This window comes from Amycolatopsis sp. NPDC004368 (assembly GCF_053602515.1).
In genome coordinates, this window is the sequence record NZ_JBSGDT010000051.1 from 1 (window position 1) to 14857 (window position 14857).

The 14857-nt window shown below is 67.3% G+C and carries 13 protein-coding genes and 2 pseudogenes; 10 read left to right on the forward strand and 5 right to left on the reverse strand.

What is annotated here, in order from left to right:
• Nucleotides 1-229: 229 nt before the first annotated feature.
• Nucleotides 230-1093, forward strand: coding sequence for a LysR family transcriptional regulator (locus ACWEOE_RS39000; RefSeq protein WP_452018347.1), 864 nt, complete (start codon nucleotides 230-232; stop codon nucleotides 1091-1093).
• A 113-nt stretch (nucleotides 1094-1206) separates the two neighbouring features.
• Here the strand turns inward: ACWEOE_RS39000 and ACWEOE_RS39005 are convergent, their stop codons facing one another.
• A complete protein-coding gene (locus tag ACWEOE_RS39005; protein ID WP_452018349.1) occupies nucleotides 1207-1686 on the reverse strand; it encodes a hypothetical protein in 480 nt (159 codons plus the stop codon).
• A gap of 37 nt (nucleotides 1687-1723) precedes the next feature.
• Between ACWEOE_RS39005 and ACWEOE_RS39010 the strand changes: the two are divergent.
• Together ACWEOE_RS39010 and ACWEOE_RS39015 are read left to right on the forward strand one after the other, a co-directional pair.
• Nucleotides 1724-1837 (forward strand): annotated as a pseudogene (locus ACWEOE_RS39010) (IS5/IS1182 family transposase); the annotation flags it as partial.
• Nucleotides 1821-1961: pseudogene (locus tag ACWEOE_RS39015) on the forward strand (IS5/IS1182 family transposase); the annotation flags it as partial. The pseudogenes ACWEOE_RS39010 and ACWEOE_RS39015, both read left to right, overlap by 17 nt.
• A 140-nt stretch (nucleotides 1962-2101) precedes the next feature.
• On the opposite strand, the gene ACWEOE_RS39020 reads toward ACWEOE_RS39015, so the two are convergent.
• Nucleotides 2102-2917: a class I SAM-dependent methyltransferase gene (locus ACWEOE_RS39020; RefSeq protein ID WP_452018351.1), complete on the reverse strand. Its 816-nt coding sequence runs from the start codon at nucleotides 2915-2917 to the stop codon at nucleotides 2102-2104.
• Nucleotides 2918-4230: 1313 nt separating this feature from the next.
• On the opposite strand from ACWEOE_RS39020, the gene ACWEOE_RS39025 reads away from it, so the two are divergent.
• The 7 genes from ACWEOE_RS39025 to allB all read left to right on the forward strand — a co-directional run bounded on the left by ACWEOE_RS39025 (nucleotide 4231) and on the right by allB (nucleotide 10520).
• On the forward strand, nucleotides 4231-4914 hold the full coding sequence (locus tag ACWEOE_RS39025) for a GntR family transcriptional regulator (protein WP_452018353.1): 684 nt from the start codon (nucleotides 4231-4233) through the stop codon (nucleotides 4912-4914).
• A 183-nt stretch (nucleotides 4915-5097) separates the two neighbouring features.
• Complete coding sequence (locus ACWEOE_RS39030) at nucleotides 5098-5898, forward strand: substrate-binding periplasmic protein (protein WP_452018355.1); 801 nt, start codon at nucleotides 5098-5100, stop codon at nucleotides 5896-5898.
• Between the two features lie 22 nt (nucleotides 5899-5920).
• A complete protein-coding gene (locus ACWEOE_RS39035; protein ID WP_360596428.1) occupies nucleotides 5921-6580 on the forward strand; it encodes an amino acid ABC transporter permease in 660 nt (219 codons plus the stop codon).
• A gap of 17 nt (nucleotides 6581-6597) precedes the next feature.
• A complete protein-coding gene (locus tag ACWEOE_RS39040; RefSeq protein WP_452018358.1) occupies nucleotides 6598-7392 on the forward strand; it encodes an amino acid ABC transporter ATP-binding protein in 795 nt (264 codons plus the stop codon).
• 2 nt (nucleotides 7393-7394) lie between these two features.
• Nucleotides 7395-8294, forward strand: coding sequence for an NAD-dependent epimerase/dehydratase family protein (locus ACWEOE_RS39045; protein WP_452018360.1), 900 nt, complete (start codon nucleotides 7395-7397; stop codon nucleotides 8292-8294).
• Nucleotides 8284-9060 carry an SDR family NAD(P)-dependent oxidoreductase gene (locus tag ACWEOE_RS39050; RefSeq protein ID WP_452018436.1) on the forward strand — a complete coding sequence of 259 codons (777 nt, stop codon included), beginning with the start codon at nucleotides 8284-8286 and terminating at the stop codon, nucleotides 9058-9060. The genes ACWEOE_RS39045 and ACWEOE_RS39050 overlap by 11 nt, the downstream gene beginning before the upstream one ends.
• Nucleotides 9061-9110: 50 nt before the next feature.
• A complete protein-coding gene (gene allB / locus ACWEOE_RS39055; RefSeq protein WP_452018362.1) occupies nucleotides 9111-10520 on the forward strand; it encodes an allantoinase AllB in 1410 nt (469 codons plus the stop codon).
• A 257-nt stretch (nucleotides 10521-10777) separates the two neighbouring features.
• Here allB and ACWEOE_RS39060 read toward each other — a convergent pair whose 3' ends face one another.
• From ACWEOE_RS39060 to ACWEOE_RS39070, 3 genes are read right to left on the reverse strand one after another with little or no spacing between them, the layout of a single operon-like run.
• Nucleotides 10778-12796, reverse strand: coding sequence for a dipeptide ABC transporter ATP-binding protein (locus tag ACWEOE_RS39060; protein ID WP_452018364.1), 2019 nt, complete (start codon nucleotides 12794-12796; stop codon nucleotides 10778-10780).
• Nucleotides 12797-12817: 21 nt separating this feature from the next.
• A complete protein-coding gene (locus ACWEOE_RS39065; RefSeq protein ID WP_452018366.1) occupies nucleotides 12818-13714 on the reverse strand; it encodes an ABC transporter permease in 897 nt (298 codons plus the stop codon).
• Nucleotides 13715-13739: 25 nt separating this feature from the next.
• A complete protein-coding gene (locus ACWEOE_RS39070; RefSeq protein ID WP_452018368.1) occupies nucleotides 13740-14687 on the reverse strand; it encodes an ABC transporter permease in 948 nt (315 codons plus the stop codon).
• Nucleotides 14688-14857 lie beyond the last annotated feature (170 nt).

Consider the following 14857-nt stretch of genomic DNA (forward strand, 5'->3'; position numbering starts at 1 on the left):
AACGTGTTGTGGGCGATGATCCGCGACGGGAAGTGCTACCACGCTTCACCTCCCGTCACCGCAACCGCTTGACATCACGATTGGGAAGTCCTTTCGATCGTGTTCCGTTGCCCCTCCACGGTGACCCCGGCGCCCCGGGCGCGTCCAAGACCCGTTCCGCGCGCTGTGATGCCGCGGCGGCATCACAGGCCTGCGATGATGGCGGTGACGAGAGCGGGAGGTGCGCCACGTGGACTTCGACCTGCGGAAGCTGCGGTACTTCGTCGCGGTCGCCGAAGAGCTGCACTTCGGCCGGGCCGCGGCGCGCCTGCACATCGCCCAGCCGGCGTTGTCGCGCCAGATCCGCGCCCTCGAAGACGAGCTGAAGACGGCGCTGTTCGTCCGCGACCGCCGGAGTACGGTCCTCACCGCGGCGGGCGAACAGCTCCTCGCCGACGCCCGCGACCTGCTGGCCGCGGCCGAAGCCGTGCACCGCCGGGTCACGGCTGCGGCCGAAGCGCAGCCGGTCCTCACGGTCGGGTTCATGCCGGGCATCGTCGTGACCCCGGCGATCCGGGTGCTCGCCGAGCGGCGCCCGGACCTGACCGTCCGCCTGCTGCGCACCAGCTGGCACGACCAGGTCGAAGTCCTGCACGACGGCCGAGCGGACGTCAGCATCGTGCGCCTGCCGGTCGACCAGCGCGGCCTGGAGGTGCGGTCGCTGTTCACCGAACCCCGTGTCGTCATGGTTCCCGCCGGGCACCGCCTGGCCGGGAAGGAGTCCGTGCCGGTCGCCGAGCTCGCCGGCGAGCACCTGTTGCAGGACCCCGACGCCGTCCCGGAATGGCGGGACATCGCCCTCGAGCTCCGCCGGCACGACCGGCCGGAAGTCCGGCGGATCGAGAGCGTCGAGGAGAAGCTTGAACTGGTCGCGGCAGGGGCCGGGATCAGCGTGATCCCGTTGTCGACGGCGACGTTCTACACCCGCCCGGACGTCATCGGCGTCCCGGTCGAGGACATCGGGCCGAACCACGTTTGCCTGGCCTGGCTCGCCTCGCGCCGATCCCCGCCGATCGACGCGTTCGCCGACGCGGCGGTCTGTCTGGTGCCCTAGACTCGACAAGTACGCCCGTTGGCTCCCGCGAACCCACCGCCTTCCCGCGATGATGTCTGGCACCACACCACGCTGTCGAATTCGCGTCCCACGGGGCCAGCGCATTGGCCGGCTCAGCGGTAATCGCTCCGGCCGAACGCCGCAGCCAGGTCAGCTGACGAGTTCGCCGCACTCGCACCTGCCTGAGTGGCGTCTTCGGTCGCGATGTAGGGCGCCCAGTCGTAGCCGACTCGCTTGTTCCAGGCGTCCGCAGTGGTGACCTCGATCCCGGCCGAGCTGGCAAGCACGGCCGCCGGCAGCTCCGCGGCGAGCGCGAGCCGTGCAGTGTTACACGCGGACAGGACAGCGACACCGTGCTCGCGAAGCTGGCAGTAGAGCGTGCCGGGCAGGACAGGACGGTGAGCGGCTTTGCCGGGATAGAGCAGAGGCGATTCGCCAGGCAACCGGCTCAACGCCCGCGTTCCGCTTCTGGGCTTCGCGGCCAGCTGCGCCAGGAGCCTTCCCAGTTTCGGTGGAATCGCCAGGAGATGTCTGTCGACATGCAGCGATACCGCGCCGTTCTCGATGCGGACATGCTCTCGGCGAATCTGCACGACCTTAGAGCGTGTCTTACGTGGTGATCAACGACTGATGCGTCAGGATCGTTTGTCGTTGCGGCTGGTGGCGGACGAGCTGTGGGATCTGGTGGAGCCGTTGATCCCGGTGTTCGTGGCGCGTCCCCAGGGCGATCGAACGGACGATCGCCTGGCTGACCGGATGCCGGCGCCTGACCCTGCGCTACGAACGCAAAGCCCCACACATCCTCGCCTTCCTTCAACACGCAGCCGCCGTGACCTGCTGGAAGAAACTCCGAAAACTGACCACATGAGACAAGCTCTTAGTGCCGCCGATTGTCCCGGCCGGCGATGGTGGGAGTCGTCCTTCAGCCTGATCCCCCTGAGAAGGAGTGATCGCTTCCCGATCGGACTCTTCCTCCTCCTGCCGGTGGGAGACCACGTCGGTAGCGAGTCACAACCTTACCCACGCCAAATACTGTCCTGGTCCTTCGATCTGGCTGTTTGTGTGAAGCGTTTGCTCTCGCAGGCGGTCGGCCAGCGTGTCGACGTCGATGGTGGAAGTGTCGATCCCCGCGGCAGTCAGGATCGGCAGAACAGTTCGGACTACGTCGGCCATCCACTGGTACAGCGGACTGTCGGGGCCACCACCGACGAAGTTGGCACAGGACACTTGTGGCGGCGGCAGGCCGGCGTCGGCGAAGAGCGGGAAGAGCCGCGATGCGGCGTGGTGGGGCAAGCCGTTCTTCCTCATCGTCGATCTAACCCATTCGTGGAGCATGTCCCACAGTGGCACCGGCGGGTACGACCAAATTCCGCGTTCAGGGTCGATCTCGTGGAGGGCGAGAACGCCACCGCCAGGACGAACGTGGCTCGCCGCCGCGCGGAGAAAGCCGACCGGGTCGGTTTGGTGATTCAGGACATATCGACCGACGACCGCATCGAAGGGTTCACGATCGGAGAAGGTCTCGACGTCGCTGGTTTCGAAACGGATTTCAGCTCCGGTCGCGGTCGGTGTCCGCGCTCGTGCGAAGGCGATCGCTTCGGGACTCTGATCGACGCCCACGACAAATCCATCGGGGCCGATCAGTCGCGCTACCAACCTGGTCACGTCGCCCGTACCGCAACCGATGTCGAGTACGCGCATCCCCTGCCGGATCCCTGCCTCGTCCAGCAGCCGCACAGTGTGGGGTCGGAGGAACGCCGCTTGGCGTTCAAGTCGTTCCAGCTCGGGCGCGGAGCTCCCCAACGTGTAGCGTGCTTCGTTCAACTCGATCTCCTCTCGTTCGCTCGACCCGGAGTCTGCTGACGAAGGCGACCCGAGTGGAGGCAAACACCCCACACCGGCGCCGTGCGACAACGAGGTGCACTTCGACCATTGCTACCTGATCGCGTTGGTCCGTGCATGGCCAGCTTTTGCATTTCGCCAAGATTCTCTCAGCTGCCGGGTGCTGCACGGTATGGCCTTCCGGCCCGACTATTCCGCCCCGACGATCACGGCCGGTCGGGCAGCGATTCGGATGCCCGGTGATCATTCGCCGCGTCAACCGCCGTCCACAGACGGCCATCGTCAACGGCGAGGACTGGTGTCTCGTTCGGTTCCGGCGGGCGCTCAGCGTTCGGTCTCGGGGACGCTCAGCACCCGTCGCTCGCAAATGGCAGGCCAATTGTGATCGTGCGCGCACGATGCTACGACGTGTGCGCACGGCCTTCAGTGCCTTCGTCAGGAGGACTGCCACTTCGCCGGCTTCGTCATCTGTGACCCGAATACGCGGCGGGTGACCGCCTGGAACGATGGCGCGATGCGTGATCGACACATGTGCGTGCCAATGGCTCCGCTGGGGTGGTTGTCCGCTCAGCGGGGAGGTAGACGACCGGGCTCTGGTTGTGGCGTTCGATTTGTGCGGCGAGCCGCGCGAACGTGGGCCAGCAGCTGAGGTTGCCGCTCGTCAAACCACAGCCGGGCGACGGCGCCGGCTGTGGTGGGCGATCGCTGGTAGGGCGAGAAGATTAATCCATCGGTCAAAAAAATTGGACGATAATTCGCTTGACAAAACGAGTTGAAGCTCCCCATTCGGTGCTGAAGAAGCCGGGGGCCTCCGGACGGGATGAGCGTTCATCGGGCGTCGGGAGCTTCGCCGAACGTGGCGCGCTCTCGACGCCCGGCACGTGCTGGCGCTGACCGACGACGACTTCGTCGGCCTCGAGCGGAAGTTCTCAACGCCGCGGCTGAGGTCTCCACCGGTCACGGCGACGGGTGGGCCTTGCTGCCTACGGGGGCTGGCGCGAGCGGCCTCGTGTCGCCTCTCGCTGTCCGGGTCGTTGCCCACCCGTCGGGACAGCAGTGTCGTGCCGTAGTCGGCGAGTACCCCGCGGCCCAGTGGAACTCCTTCGCGATGTCGATCCCGACCGCCACACTCATCGATCCCTCGCAATATGGTCGCCGTTGATCGGGATTCATTTCGGACCCCGGGTCGCTGGATCCTGCAAACATCCAGGTCGGGCGGTATTGACCCGAGCTAGCGCTGAGCATATAGTCCCGTATCCAGATACGAGATACGGATATGAGATACGGAGCTGGTGATGCTCGATCCACTCGACGTTCAGCGGGACAACATCACCGACCGTGTCTTCGACGAGATACGGCAGGCAATCGTCGATCGTCGGCTGCAGCCGGGGCAGCGGCTGTCGGAGGCCAAGCTCGCTTCGATGCTCGGGGTCTCCAAGACTCCGGTGCGTGAGACGCTGATCCGTCTCGAGCACGTGGGGCTCGTCGAGCCTGGGCCCGGCAGTGGACTTCGGGTTGTCCAGCCTTCGGTCAAGGTCGTTCAAGACGCCTACGAGGTGCGCCGCGGTCTCGAGTCGCTTGCCGCGGGGCTTGCGGCCGAGCGGGCGAGCGACGAGGTCTGCGGCAAGATCAGAAAGGCGGCGGACGAGGGACTCGCTTGCACCATCGCCAGCGACGAATGCGGTCGCCGTGGAGCGGACCGGATCTTGCACACCTTGGTCGCGACCGGCTCGGGCAACACCAAGCTCGCAGCCGACATCGAGAACTACTACGTGCTGACATGGGCCCTGCGTCAGCGTGATGTACCGGAAATGTCCGAGAGCGCTCGGTGCGGCGAACAGCACCAGCGTGTCGCAGCCGCCATCTCCGACCGCGACGCACCGGCCGCCCAAGAAGCCATGGCCGAGCACTTGGACACCTTGCGGGAACGCGTTCTCGCCATGCTGGAGACCGCGCAACCGGCGGAGATCTTCAGCTGAACCGGCGGGAAGGACCAGGCGCCCGCCGCCGAACGGCACAGTGACAGTCAGTGTCGTGCAGTACGAACCGCGGTTCCTGCGCGTCGGTCAATGTCGTCCCCCGAGGCGCATGAGGGCTCTCTCGCACATCTTCCCCGCCCGGCTTTCCCCGTCCCACTGATCCTCACCGTCGAGGAGAACATCATGAATCCACGCCACACCCTGCGTCTGTGCCTCTCGGCCCTCGCCGCGGGGTTGACGCTCACTTCGGTCTCCGCCTGTTCGTCGGGTGGGTCGAACCTGGACGACATCAAGTCCCACGGAGCCATCACGATCGGCACGTCCGGCAACAACGCGCCGACGATCTTCCGCGATCCCTCCGGAGGTTTCGTCGGCATCGACGCCGACTGGGCCAATCTGATCGCGAAAAGCCTCGGAACGAAGGTCGAGTGGAAGACCCTCGACTTCTCCGGCATCGTGCCCGGCCTCCAGGCGAAGAAGTTCGACATCGCGATGTCGGGTTTGCGCGTGACGCCCGACCGGCAAAAGGTCGTCGACTTCTCCGAGCCGATCGGGTACGACGACGCCGTGGCGGTCTACCCGCAGAAGGAAACCGGGATCACCGGTCCGGAGAGCATCAAAGGCAAGAGCGTGTGCGTCGTCGCGGGTTCGTCCAATGGTGAGGCTCCCGTCCAGCGCATCGGGGGAGCGGCGAAGGTGACTCGCTATCCCGGCCAGGCGGAAGCGTTCTCCGATTTGAAGAACGGCCGATGCGACCTCATGGTCACCGGACGGATCCTGGCGCTGTACTGGATCAAGTCGGGTGACGGTGCCGGATACGAGGTGTCGCGGAACGGCACGGACGGGACCGCGCTGGCCGTTGGTGTCCCGAAGGGTTCGGACGCCCTGCTGCAAGCCGTCAACAAGGGGATCGAAGACGCCAAGAAGGCCGGCGCGTACCAGAGCATCGCTCAGAAGTGGCTCGGCCAACCGTTCAAGCAGTGAGCGCGACGAAGAGGAATCAGCCATGAATCTCGACTTCTCTGTCGTGGCGCAGTACTTCCCGTTGCTCCTCGACGGATTGCTCGTCACCGTTGAGGTCTCGGCCATCACCCTGGTGCTGGCGACCGTGCTCGGCACGTTCATCGCCATGGCCCGGATCTCGCACCGCCAGTGGCTGCGGGTCCTCGCGGGAATCTACGTGTGGATCATGCGCGGTACCCCGGTGCTGCTGGTGCTGTTCTTCATCTACTATGCGGCACCGAGCTTCGGGTTGCAGCTCCCGGCGTTCGCGGCGGCGGTGATCGGCATGACACTGAACTCCGCGGCGTACAAGGCGGAAATCATCCGCTCCGGAATCGAAGCGATCCCGCGAACGCAGACGGAGGCAGCACTGGCGGTCAACATGACCTACGTGCAGACGATGCACCGGATCGTGCTCCCTCAGGCTGTGCGGATCGTCATCCCGCCGTACATCAACAACGCGATTCTACTGGTGAAGAACAGTGCGCTGGTCTCCGTGATCACGGTCCCGGACCTGATGCTCAACGCGCAGCAGATCGTGTCGAGTACCTACCGGGCGGTCGAGATCCTCGGCACCGCCGGGTTGCTGTACTTGGTCGTGACCAGTCTGCTGATGCTGGCGCAGCGCTACAGCGAACGCCGCTTCGCCCTTCCTGATCGATGAGCCGACCGGAGCAAGCCATGACACAGCAGCCGGCCACCGAAGCCGCGCTCCCGCTGTTGCACCTCAGCGGATTGCACAAGTCCTTCGGTACCAACGAAATCCTCCGGGGGATCGACCTCGAGGTCCACGCAGGCGAGACCGTGGCGATCATCGGGCCCTCCGGCACCGGCAAGTCGACACTGCTGCGATGCGTCAACTGGCTCGAGAAGCCCACCGCAGGCGAAGTCACGCTCGACGGCGTGCGCCTGCACGCCGAGATGACGGGGAAGGAAGAACAGCAGGCGATGCGCGCTCTGCGCAGCCGCGTCGGAATGGTCTTCCAGCAGTACAACCTGTGGCCCCACTTCACCGTGCTCCGCAACGTGACCGAAGGTCAGGTGCGCGTGCTCGGCACCGATCCCGGCGAGGCGAGGACAAAGGCACGGGAGCTCCTCGCCCGAGTTCGGATGGAGGACTTCGAGGACAGGTATCCCAGCCAGCTCTCCGGTGGCCAGCAGCAGCGGGTCGCGATCGCCCGGACGCTGGCCATGGAGCCGCGCCTGGTCCTGTTCGACGAGGTGACGTCGGCACTCGACCCCGAGCTCGTCGGTGAAGTGCTCGAAACGATGAAGCAGCTCGCCGACGACGGACTGACCATGCTCGTGGTGACACACGAGATGGGCTTCGCGCGACGCGTCGCCGATCGTGTCGTGTTCATGGACGGCGGTCACATCGCCGAACAGGGTCCCGCGGAGGTGGTGTTCGAGAACCCCGCGCACGAGCGCACGAGAGCGTTCTTCGACCATGTACGCCGATCGTCCTGGACCGTGTGAACGTGGCCGGGACGATCGTGACGGGCAGCACCGGATTCCTCGGGGCTCACCTCGTCCGTGCTCTGGCCGCGCGGGGCGGCCGCGTCGTCGCGGCGGATCTGGTGGAACCGTCTCCGGACGTCCGGGCGCTGTGGGGCGATCACACCGTTCAATTCCGCGAGCTCGACGTGCGGACGCCGGCAGCGGTGTTCGCCGACGTCCGGCCGGACGTGGTGGTCCACGCCGCTGCCGTGACCAACGGCGATCGCCGGACCCTCGATGACGTCAACGTCGGCGGCACAGCAGCGGTGCTGGCCGCCGCGGCGACGGCACGAGTCGTCTACGTTTCGTCGGCGTCGGTCTACGCGGACACCGCAGTAATCGACGAGGACAGTCCGGTTCGGACCGATCCTGGCGACTACCCGGCCTCGAAGCTCGCGGCCGAAAAGCTGGCGGCAGAAGCCGGAGCCGTGATCGCGCGGGTGGCGGCCTGTTACGGTCCCCTCGAACGTGACACCGGGACTCGTCAGGTGATGTCGTTGCCCTGGGAGGCGATCCGCGCTGCGCTGGCGGGACGCGCGGTTCGCGTCGAACCGGAGCAGGCGGGGCGGCGGTTCGACCCGACGTGGGTTGGAGACATCGCCGAAGGCATCGCGGCACTCGCCGCAGTGGATCCGCCACACCGGCTCTACAACGTGGGTTCCGGAACGGGGATCACCCTGGCCGCCTTTGCCGACGCGGTGAACTCCGCCGCCGGGCCGGCCGGAGCGGGACAAGCCCCGTTCTACCTCAGCCTGCCGCCGGGGCACCGCAAGGGCGTTCTCGACGTGACGAGGTTGCGCGAGCTGTCCTTCCGCGCGGCGACTCCGCTTCCCGATGCACTCGCCGTCTACCTCGAATGGCTCCGTGACCATGCTTACTGACGTCCAGATCGCGGCGAGGTTCACAGCTCGCCGTGCCGTGGTGACCGGAGGTGCTGCCGGTATCGGTTTGGCCATCGCCAGGAGACTCGCGCTTGAGGGTGCGACGGTCACCGTCTTCGACCGTGATCCTGACGCTTTGCGGGCTGCGGTCCACACGCTTCCGGGAGAGGGCCACCGCGGCCGGTTGCTCGACCTCGCCGACGGATTCGCGACGCGAGAGGCTGTTGGGGAGACGGCGGCAGACGGTGGGCTGGATGTCCTGGTCCACAGCGCTGCGATGTCTGCCGGCGGCGCCGCACCCGACCTCACAGCCGAGGAGTGGAGCGCTGTGCTGTCGGTCAACCTGACCGCGGCGTTCCACCTCGCTGCCGCCGCGATTCCCCATCTCGCCCGGTCCGGCGCAGGAGCGTTGCTGCTCATCGCCAGCCAGCTGGGTCTCGTCGGTACACGTGGCTCGGTCGCGTACACGGCGAGCAAGGGGGGCGTCGTGAACCTGACCCGGTCGCTGGCGTTGGACCACGCTGGCGAGGGCGTCCGGGTCAACTGCCTCTGCCCGGGGCCGACGGAGACGCCCTTCCTCGAGCGCAGCTTCGCGCGGACCGGTGATGGCCCGGCGGCGAGGGCGGCGGCGCTCGGGCGGGTGCCGCTCGGCCGCTTCGGCCGGCCTGACGAGATCGCCTCCGCGGCGGCGTTCCTGTGTTCGCCGGAGGCGTCCTTCATCACTGGTGCAACCCTCGTGGCAGACGGTGGCTACGTCGCACAGTGACGGCAGAACCGTGTGCTGACAAGAATTTTGGTGGATCGACAAGGAGTACCGTGGAATACGACCTGGTCCTGCACGACGTGCAGCTGGTGAGCGCAGACGGCGTCCGCCGGGCGACGGTGGCCGTCTCCGGCGGGCAGGTCGCCGACGTATTGGACGTCGGTGCCCGGCCCGCGGCGGCTGAACACTTCGACGCCGGCGGGCTGCATCTGCTCCCCGGACTCGTCGATACGCACGTTCACCTGCGAGCACCTGCGCGGCCCGATCGTGAGACGTTCCGCACGGGCACGGCGGCCGCCGCGGCCGGGGGAGTGACGACCATCTGCGAGATGCCGACGTCGGAGCCACCGGTCAACTCCGGTGCCACGCTCGCTCGGCGCGCGGTCGAGCTGCAGCCCGACGCCCTCGTCGACTACGCACTCTACGGCGGTGCGGCGTGGGAGAACCGCGACGAGATCACTGCGATGGCCGAGGCCGGTGCGGTGGCGTTCAAGACGTGGCTGCACGCTCCGGCGCCGGGACGGGAGGCGGAGTTCCGCGGCCTGTCCTGCCCCGACGCCGGGCGGCTGCACGAGGTCATGCGGGAAGTGGCGCGCACCGGGCTGGTGCACGCCTTGCACTGCGAGCACGAGCAGATCCTGACCGTGGCGGGCGAAGCTGCGCGCAGGCAGCAGGGAGTGCCCGGCGCGGTCCACGCGGCGGCTCGGCCGGAGATCGCCGAAGACGCCTCGGTGGCGACGGTGCTGGCGCTCGCGGCCGCCACCGGCGCGCGGGTACAGCCAGTCCACGTGTCCAGTGCCGAGTCGGTTGTCCTTGCCTCGGAGGCACGAGCGCGCGGGGTTCAGGTGACGGTGGAGACGTGCCCCCACTATCTGCAGCTCGACGAGAAGGCCCTGTTCGCATTCGGTCCGTGGGCGAAGTGCAATCCGCCGCTGCGCAGCGCCGCGACGGTCGAGCGGCTGTGGGACGAGCTGCGCGCGGGCCGGATCGACGTGATCGGCACGGATCACTGTCCCTACCGGCCGGAGGAGATCGCCACGGGGGAGGAGGACATCTTCGTTTCACCACCCGGACTTCCGGGTCTGGAGACGATGCTGCCGATCCTGCTCACCGCGGTGCACGAGGGCCGGCTGACGATGCCCGACGTCGCGCGGCTCACGTCGGGCCGGGCCGCGGAGATCTTCGACCTTCCGGCCAAAGGGCGGATCGCGCCGGGTGCGGACGCCGACCTGGTGCTCGTCGACGCCACGAGTCAGTGGACGTTCCGCCCGGAGGGCTTCTCCAAGGCCGCGCCGAACGCCACGTTCCTCGATGGCGCCAGGTTCACGGGGCGAGTTGTGACTACGTTCGTCCGTGGGCACCGTGTTTTCGATCGAGGGCAGATCGTGGCCGAACCCGGCCACGGCCGGTTCGTCAGGCCCGATCGGGCTCGCGTGTCAGCTCGCCGTGCTGCGGCGAGCTGACACCGCGCGTCGTTTCACCCCGGTCGGCATTCCTTCGCCAGACAGCACGAAGCCACCACATCGCCGAGCCGCTCGGTCGCGGAGGCGGTGCTGAACTCGGGAATCTGCTCGATGACCTTGCGGCTCTCATCGAGGTTGTCCGCAGAATGTCGTGGGACACAGCGGCTGGAGACCGGTTCACCGCTCGAATTCGGCTCCGCAGGCGGAAAGGCGGTTCCGGCCGGGCCGGGGTTCGGCCGGAACCGCCTGAGTCGGTCCTACTCGGACTTGATCCGGCGCAGGAGATCCTCCGGCGCGATGTGGCAGCGGTATCGGTTGCCCTTCCCGGTGTCCTGCCACGGCGGCTCCTGCGTGCGGCAGACGTCGCCGAGCGCACGTGGGCATCGTGTGTGGAACCGGCACCCGCTCGGCGGGGTGGACGCGCTGGGGTAGGTGCCGTCGAGGCGGATGCGCCGGCGGGTTTCGTCCGGGTCGAGGTCGGGTGCCGCGGAGAGGAGCGCTTCGGTGTAGGGGTGGTGTGGCGGCTGGAACACGGCGTCGGCCGTGCCGATTTCGACGAGCTGGCCGAGGTAGAGCACCCCGATCCGGTCGGCGAGGTACCGGACCACGGACATGTCGTGCGAGATGAACAGGTACGCGACGTCCTTTGCCACCTGGAGTTCGACCAGCAGGTTCAGGATCGCTGCCTGCACCGAGACATCCAGGGCGGAGACCGGCTCGTCGCACAGCACGAGCGAGGGTGATCCGGCGAACGCGCGCGCGATCGCCACGCGCTGCTTGAGGCCGCCGGACAGCGCGGTGGGGCGCACGTCGAGGTGGCGCGACTCGAGACGCACCGACGACGTGAGCTCTTCGACGCGATCTTCGCGCCCTCGGCCGCGGAGACGGTCGTTCAGCAGGGTCACGGCCCGGCCCAGGATCCTTCGCACGGGGTGGCGCGGGTTGAGCGCGTTGTCCGGGTTCTGGAAAACCATCTGGATCTTCCGGCGCAACGTCCGCTCGGTGCGGCCGGGCCGCTTGGAGAGCGTGACGTCCTCGAACTGCAGCGTGCCGCCGGAGGGATGGGTCATCCCCGCGATGCACTTGGCGATGGTGCTCTTGCCGCTGCCGGATTCGCCGACCAGGCCGAAGACCTCGCCCCGGTGAAGGTCGAACGACACGTCGGAAACAGCGGTGAACTCGTGTCCGCCGGTGCGGTAGCGCTTCGTCAGGTTGCGGACTTCCAGCAGCACTTCCTGGGTCGTCCGCTCGGTTTCGGAGAATCGTTGGGCTTCCCCCACTGTCCGGATCCGGTCGTGGTGGAAGCAGTTCACGGAGTGGTCGGGGCCGAGCGATTCCGTCGGCGGTGTTTCGGTGTGGCACTGGTCCGTGGCGAGCTCGCAGCGCGCGGCGTACGGGCACCCGGTGAGTGCGGTACCCGGCGCCGGCAGCGATCCCGGGATCGTGGCGAGCAAGCCGGCTGACTTGGTGACGCCGTGGCGTGGCACGGAGCGCAGCAAGTCGCGGGTGTACGGGTGCCGAGGAGAGGCGAACAGCTCGGCTGCGGGAGCTTCCTCGACCAGCCGGCCTGCGTAGAGAACGCCGACGCGGTCACAGATCTGCGCCACGATGCCGAGGTTGTGGCTGATGAAGAGCACGGCGGTGTGGAACTCTTCGCGCAGCTGCTTGATCAGCTCGAGTACCTCGGCTTCGACGGTCGCATCCAGGCCGGTGGTGGGTTCGTCGAGCACCAGGAGATCCGGGTTCCCGGAGAGCGCCATGGCGATCATCACGCGTTGCTGCTGGCCGCCGGAGAGCTCGTGCGGGTACCGGCGAGCGCACGCGGCCGGGTCCGGGATTCGGACCTTGGCCAGCATCTCGAGTGCCTGCTCCTTGCATTCCGCGCTCGACAGTCCACTGTGCACCCTGATGCCTTCGGCGACCTGCGCTCCGATGCGCATGGACGGGTTCAGGGACGCGCCGGGGTTCTGGTACACCATGGCGATCCGTCCGCCGCGCCATTGGCGAAGCGTGCCCTTGCCCGCGGACAGCGCGTCCTCACCGGAGAACGTGATGCCACTGCGGTCGCTGAGGACCGCATTGTCCGGCAGGTACCGCATGATCGACATGGCGACGGTGGTCTTGCCGCAGCCGGACTCGCCGACGAGGCCGTACGCCTCGCCCGGTCGGATCGTGAACGACACGTCGCGCACGACAGGCGACACGCGCGAACCGCTGCGGTAGCTGATGTCGAGGTTGTGCACGGCCAGCGTCGGCTGCTCCAGCGTGGTGGTCATTACGGGTGCCTTCCGGGGAGCTCAGGCGTCCAGCACGCGCTGGAAGCCGTCGGCGACGAGGTTGACGGCGACGACGAGCGTCGCCAATGCCAGGGCGGGGAACAGGACGATCCACGGCGCGACCTGCAGGTAGACCTGACCCAGCGAGATCGTGAGACCCCAGTCCGGGGACGGCTGCTGGATGCCGAGCGTGAGGAACGAGAGAGTCGCCGACGTGAAGATGGCGTAGCCGAGCCGGACCGTGCCCTCGACGATGATCGGACCGGTCACGTTCGGCAGGATCTCGGTGAACATGATCTTCGGGCCCGGCGCGCCGGCCAGCTTGGCGGCGGCGACGTATTCGAGTTCCCGCTGGGTGAGCACGGCCGCGCGCACCGTCCGGGCGACACCGGGGACGAAGGTGACCGCGATCAGCAGGATCACCGGCAGCTCACCAGAGCCCAGCACCGTGAGCACGAGCACGGCGATGATCACGAGCGGGAAAGCGAGCACCGCGTCGACGATCCGCATCGCGACGTCGTCGAGCACGCCGCGGTAGTACCCGGTGAACAGGCCGAGGACGACGCCGCCGGCGAGTCCGAGCGCTGTGGCGGCCGGCGCGACGGTGAGCACCGGCGAGGCGCCGGCGAGCAGGCGCGAGAACACGTCGCGGCCGAGGTTGTCCGTCCCGAACAAGTGGGCACCAGAGGGGCCCTGCAGCGTCTGAGGGAAGATCTGCTGCGGGTCGTGGGGGGCGAAGGCCTGCCAGAAGATGGCGTCGACGACCCAGAACAGCAGGATCACCGCGCCGATCAGGAACGTGGGGGAGCGCAGTAGCCCGCGCACCATCTCACGTCGGCGGGCTTTCGCGGCTGCGGACGCTTGGTGGGGTGCTGCCTTCTCAGCGGCAGGTGCGGTCATCATCTCCGTTGACGTCATGGAAGCTCCTTCTCGTGCGGCCGGGTCACGCCGCGGCAAGCCGGATGCGGGGGTTGAGCACGCCGTACAGCAGGTCGGCGCACAGGTTCGCCACGGTGTAGATCACCGCGATGACGAGCACTGCCGCCTCGAGCACCGGGAGGTCGTGTCCGGTCGCCGAGGTGTAGATGAGCTGGCCGATCCCGGGGTAGTTGAAGAGCTTCTCGACCACGACCAGGCCGCCGACGGCGTACCCGACCTGGGCACTGACGACCGTGATCGCCGGCAGCAGGGAATTGCGCAGGACGTGCTTACCGATGACGCGGCCCGGCTTCAGTCCTTTGAGGACGGCTGTGCGGACGTAGGCGGAGTCGAGCACGTCCACAGTGCCGGCGCGTGCCATCCGCGAGATGTAGCCGAACAGCACGAACATCAGCGGGATCGACGGCAGGAGCAGCTGCCTGAACACGTCCGTGATCTCAGGCAGCGGCACCGACGAGGACACCGGGAACCACTTGAGCGAAACGCCGAACACCACGAGCAGTACCGTGCCCGCCACGAACTCGGGCAGGGCGATGAGAGAAAGTCCGGTAACGGAGATCGCGCGGTCGGTGAACTTGTCCCGCCGCAGCGCCGCTACCACGCCGAAGCCGAGTGAGATCGGCACGGCGATGACGAGCGCGAACCCGCCGAGCAGCAGCGAGTCGCCGAGGTGCCCGAGCACAAGACCCGCGACCGGTTCCTGCAGGAGGTAGGACTTGCCCCAGTCTCCGTGGAGGAAGCCCCACATGTAGTCGAGGTAGCGCACGGGTAGCGGTCGGTCGAGCCCGAGCGTGTGGTTCAGCTGCGCGACCTGGTCATTGGTCGCGTATGGACCGAGGATCGTGCGTCCCACGTCTCCGGGAAGCACCTGCGAGACCGCGAACACGATGATCGACACGAGCAGGAGCGTCAGCACGCTCAGCCCGAGCCGTTTGGTGATGAATCCGATCATGTCTGAGCCCAGCCTGTCGTCTGGTGGGGCGCGCCCGGGGAGAACGCCGGGGGATGGCTTGTCACGCGCGGACACCATGCCGCCCGTTGATATTCTGTATAGCGTATCTGTCACTCGGGACGGAAGCAACGACTTGCCGTTGTCTTGCCCGTGTTACGTTCGTGTGGCGT

Excerpts from the sequence above, each read along its gene's own strand:
- ACWEOE_RS39025 (WP_452018353.1), top strand. The coding sequence starts at position 4,231 with ATGCTCGATCCACTCGACGTTCAGCGGGACAACATCACCGACCGTGTC.
- ACWEOE_RS39040 (WP_452018358.1), top strand. The coding sequence starts at position 6,598 with ATGACACAGCAGCCGGCCACCGAAGCCGCGCTCCCGCTGTTGCACCTC.
- ACWEOE_RS39030 (WP_452018355.1), top strand. The coding sequence starts at position 5,098 with ATGAATCCACGCCACACCCTGCGTCTGTGCCTCTCGGCCCTCGCCGCG.
- ACWEOE_RS39065 (WP_452018366.1), bottom strand. The coding sequence starts at position 13,714 with ATGACGTCAACGGAGATGATGACCGCACCTGCCGCTGAGAAGGCAGCA.
- ACWEOE_RS39050 (WP_452018436.1), top strand. The coding sequence starts at position 8,284 with ATGCTTACTGACGTCCAGATCGCGGCGAGGTTCACAGCTCGCCGTGCC.
- ACWEOE_RS39035 (WP_360596428.1), top strand. The coding sequence starts at position 5,921 with ATGAATCTCGACTTCTCTGTCGTGGCGCAGTACTTCCCGTTGCTCCTC.
- ACWEOE_RS39070 (WP_452018368.1), bottom strand. The coding sequence starts at position 14,687 with ATGATCGGATTCATCACCAAACGGCTCGGGCTGAGCGTGCTGACGCTC.
- ACWEOE_RS39060 (WP_452018364.1), bottom strand. The coding sequence starts at position 12,796 with ATGACCACCACGCTGGAGCAGCCGACGCTGGCCGTGCACAACCTCGAC.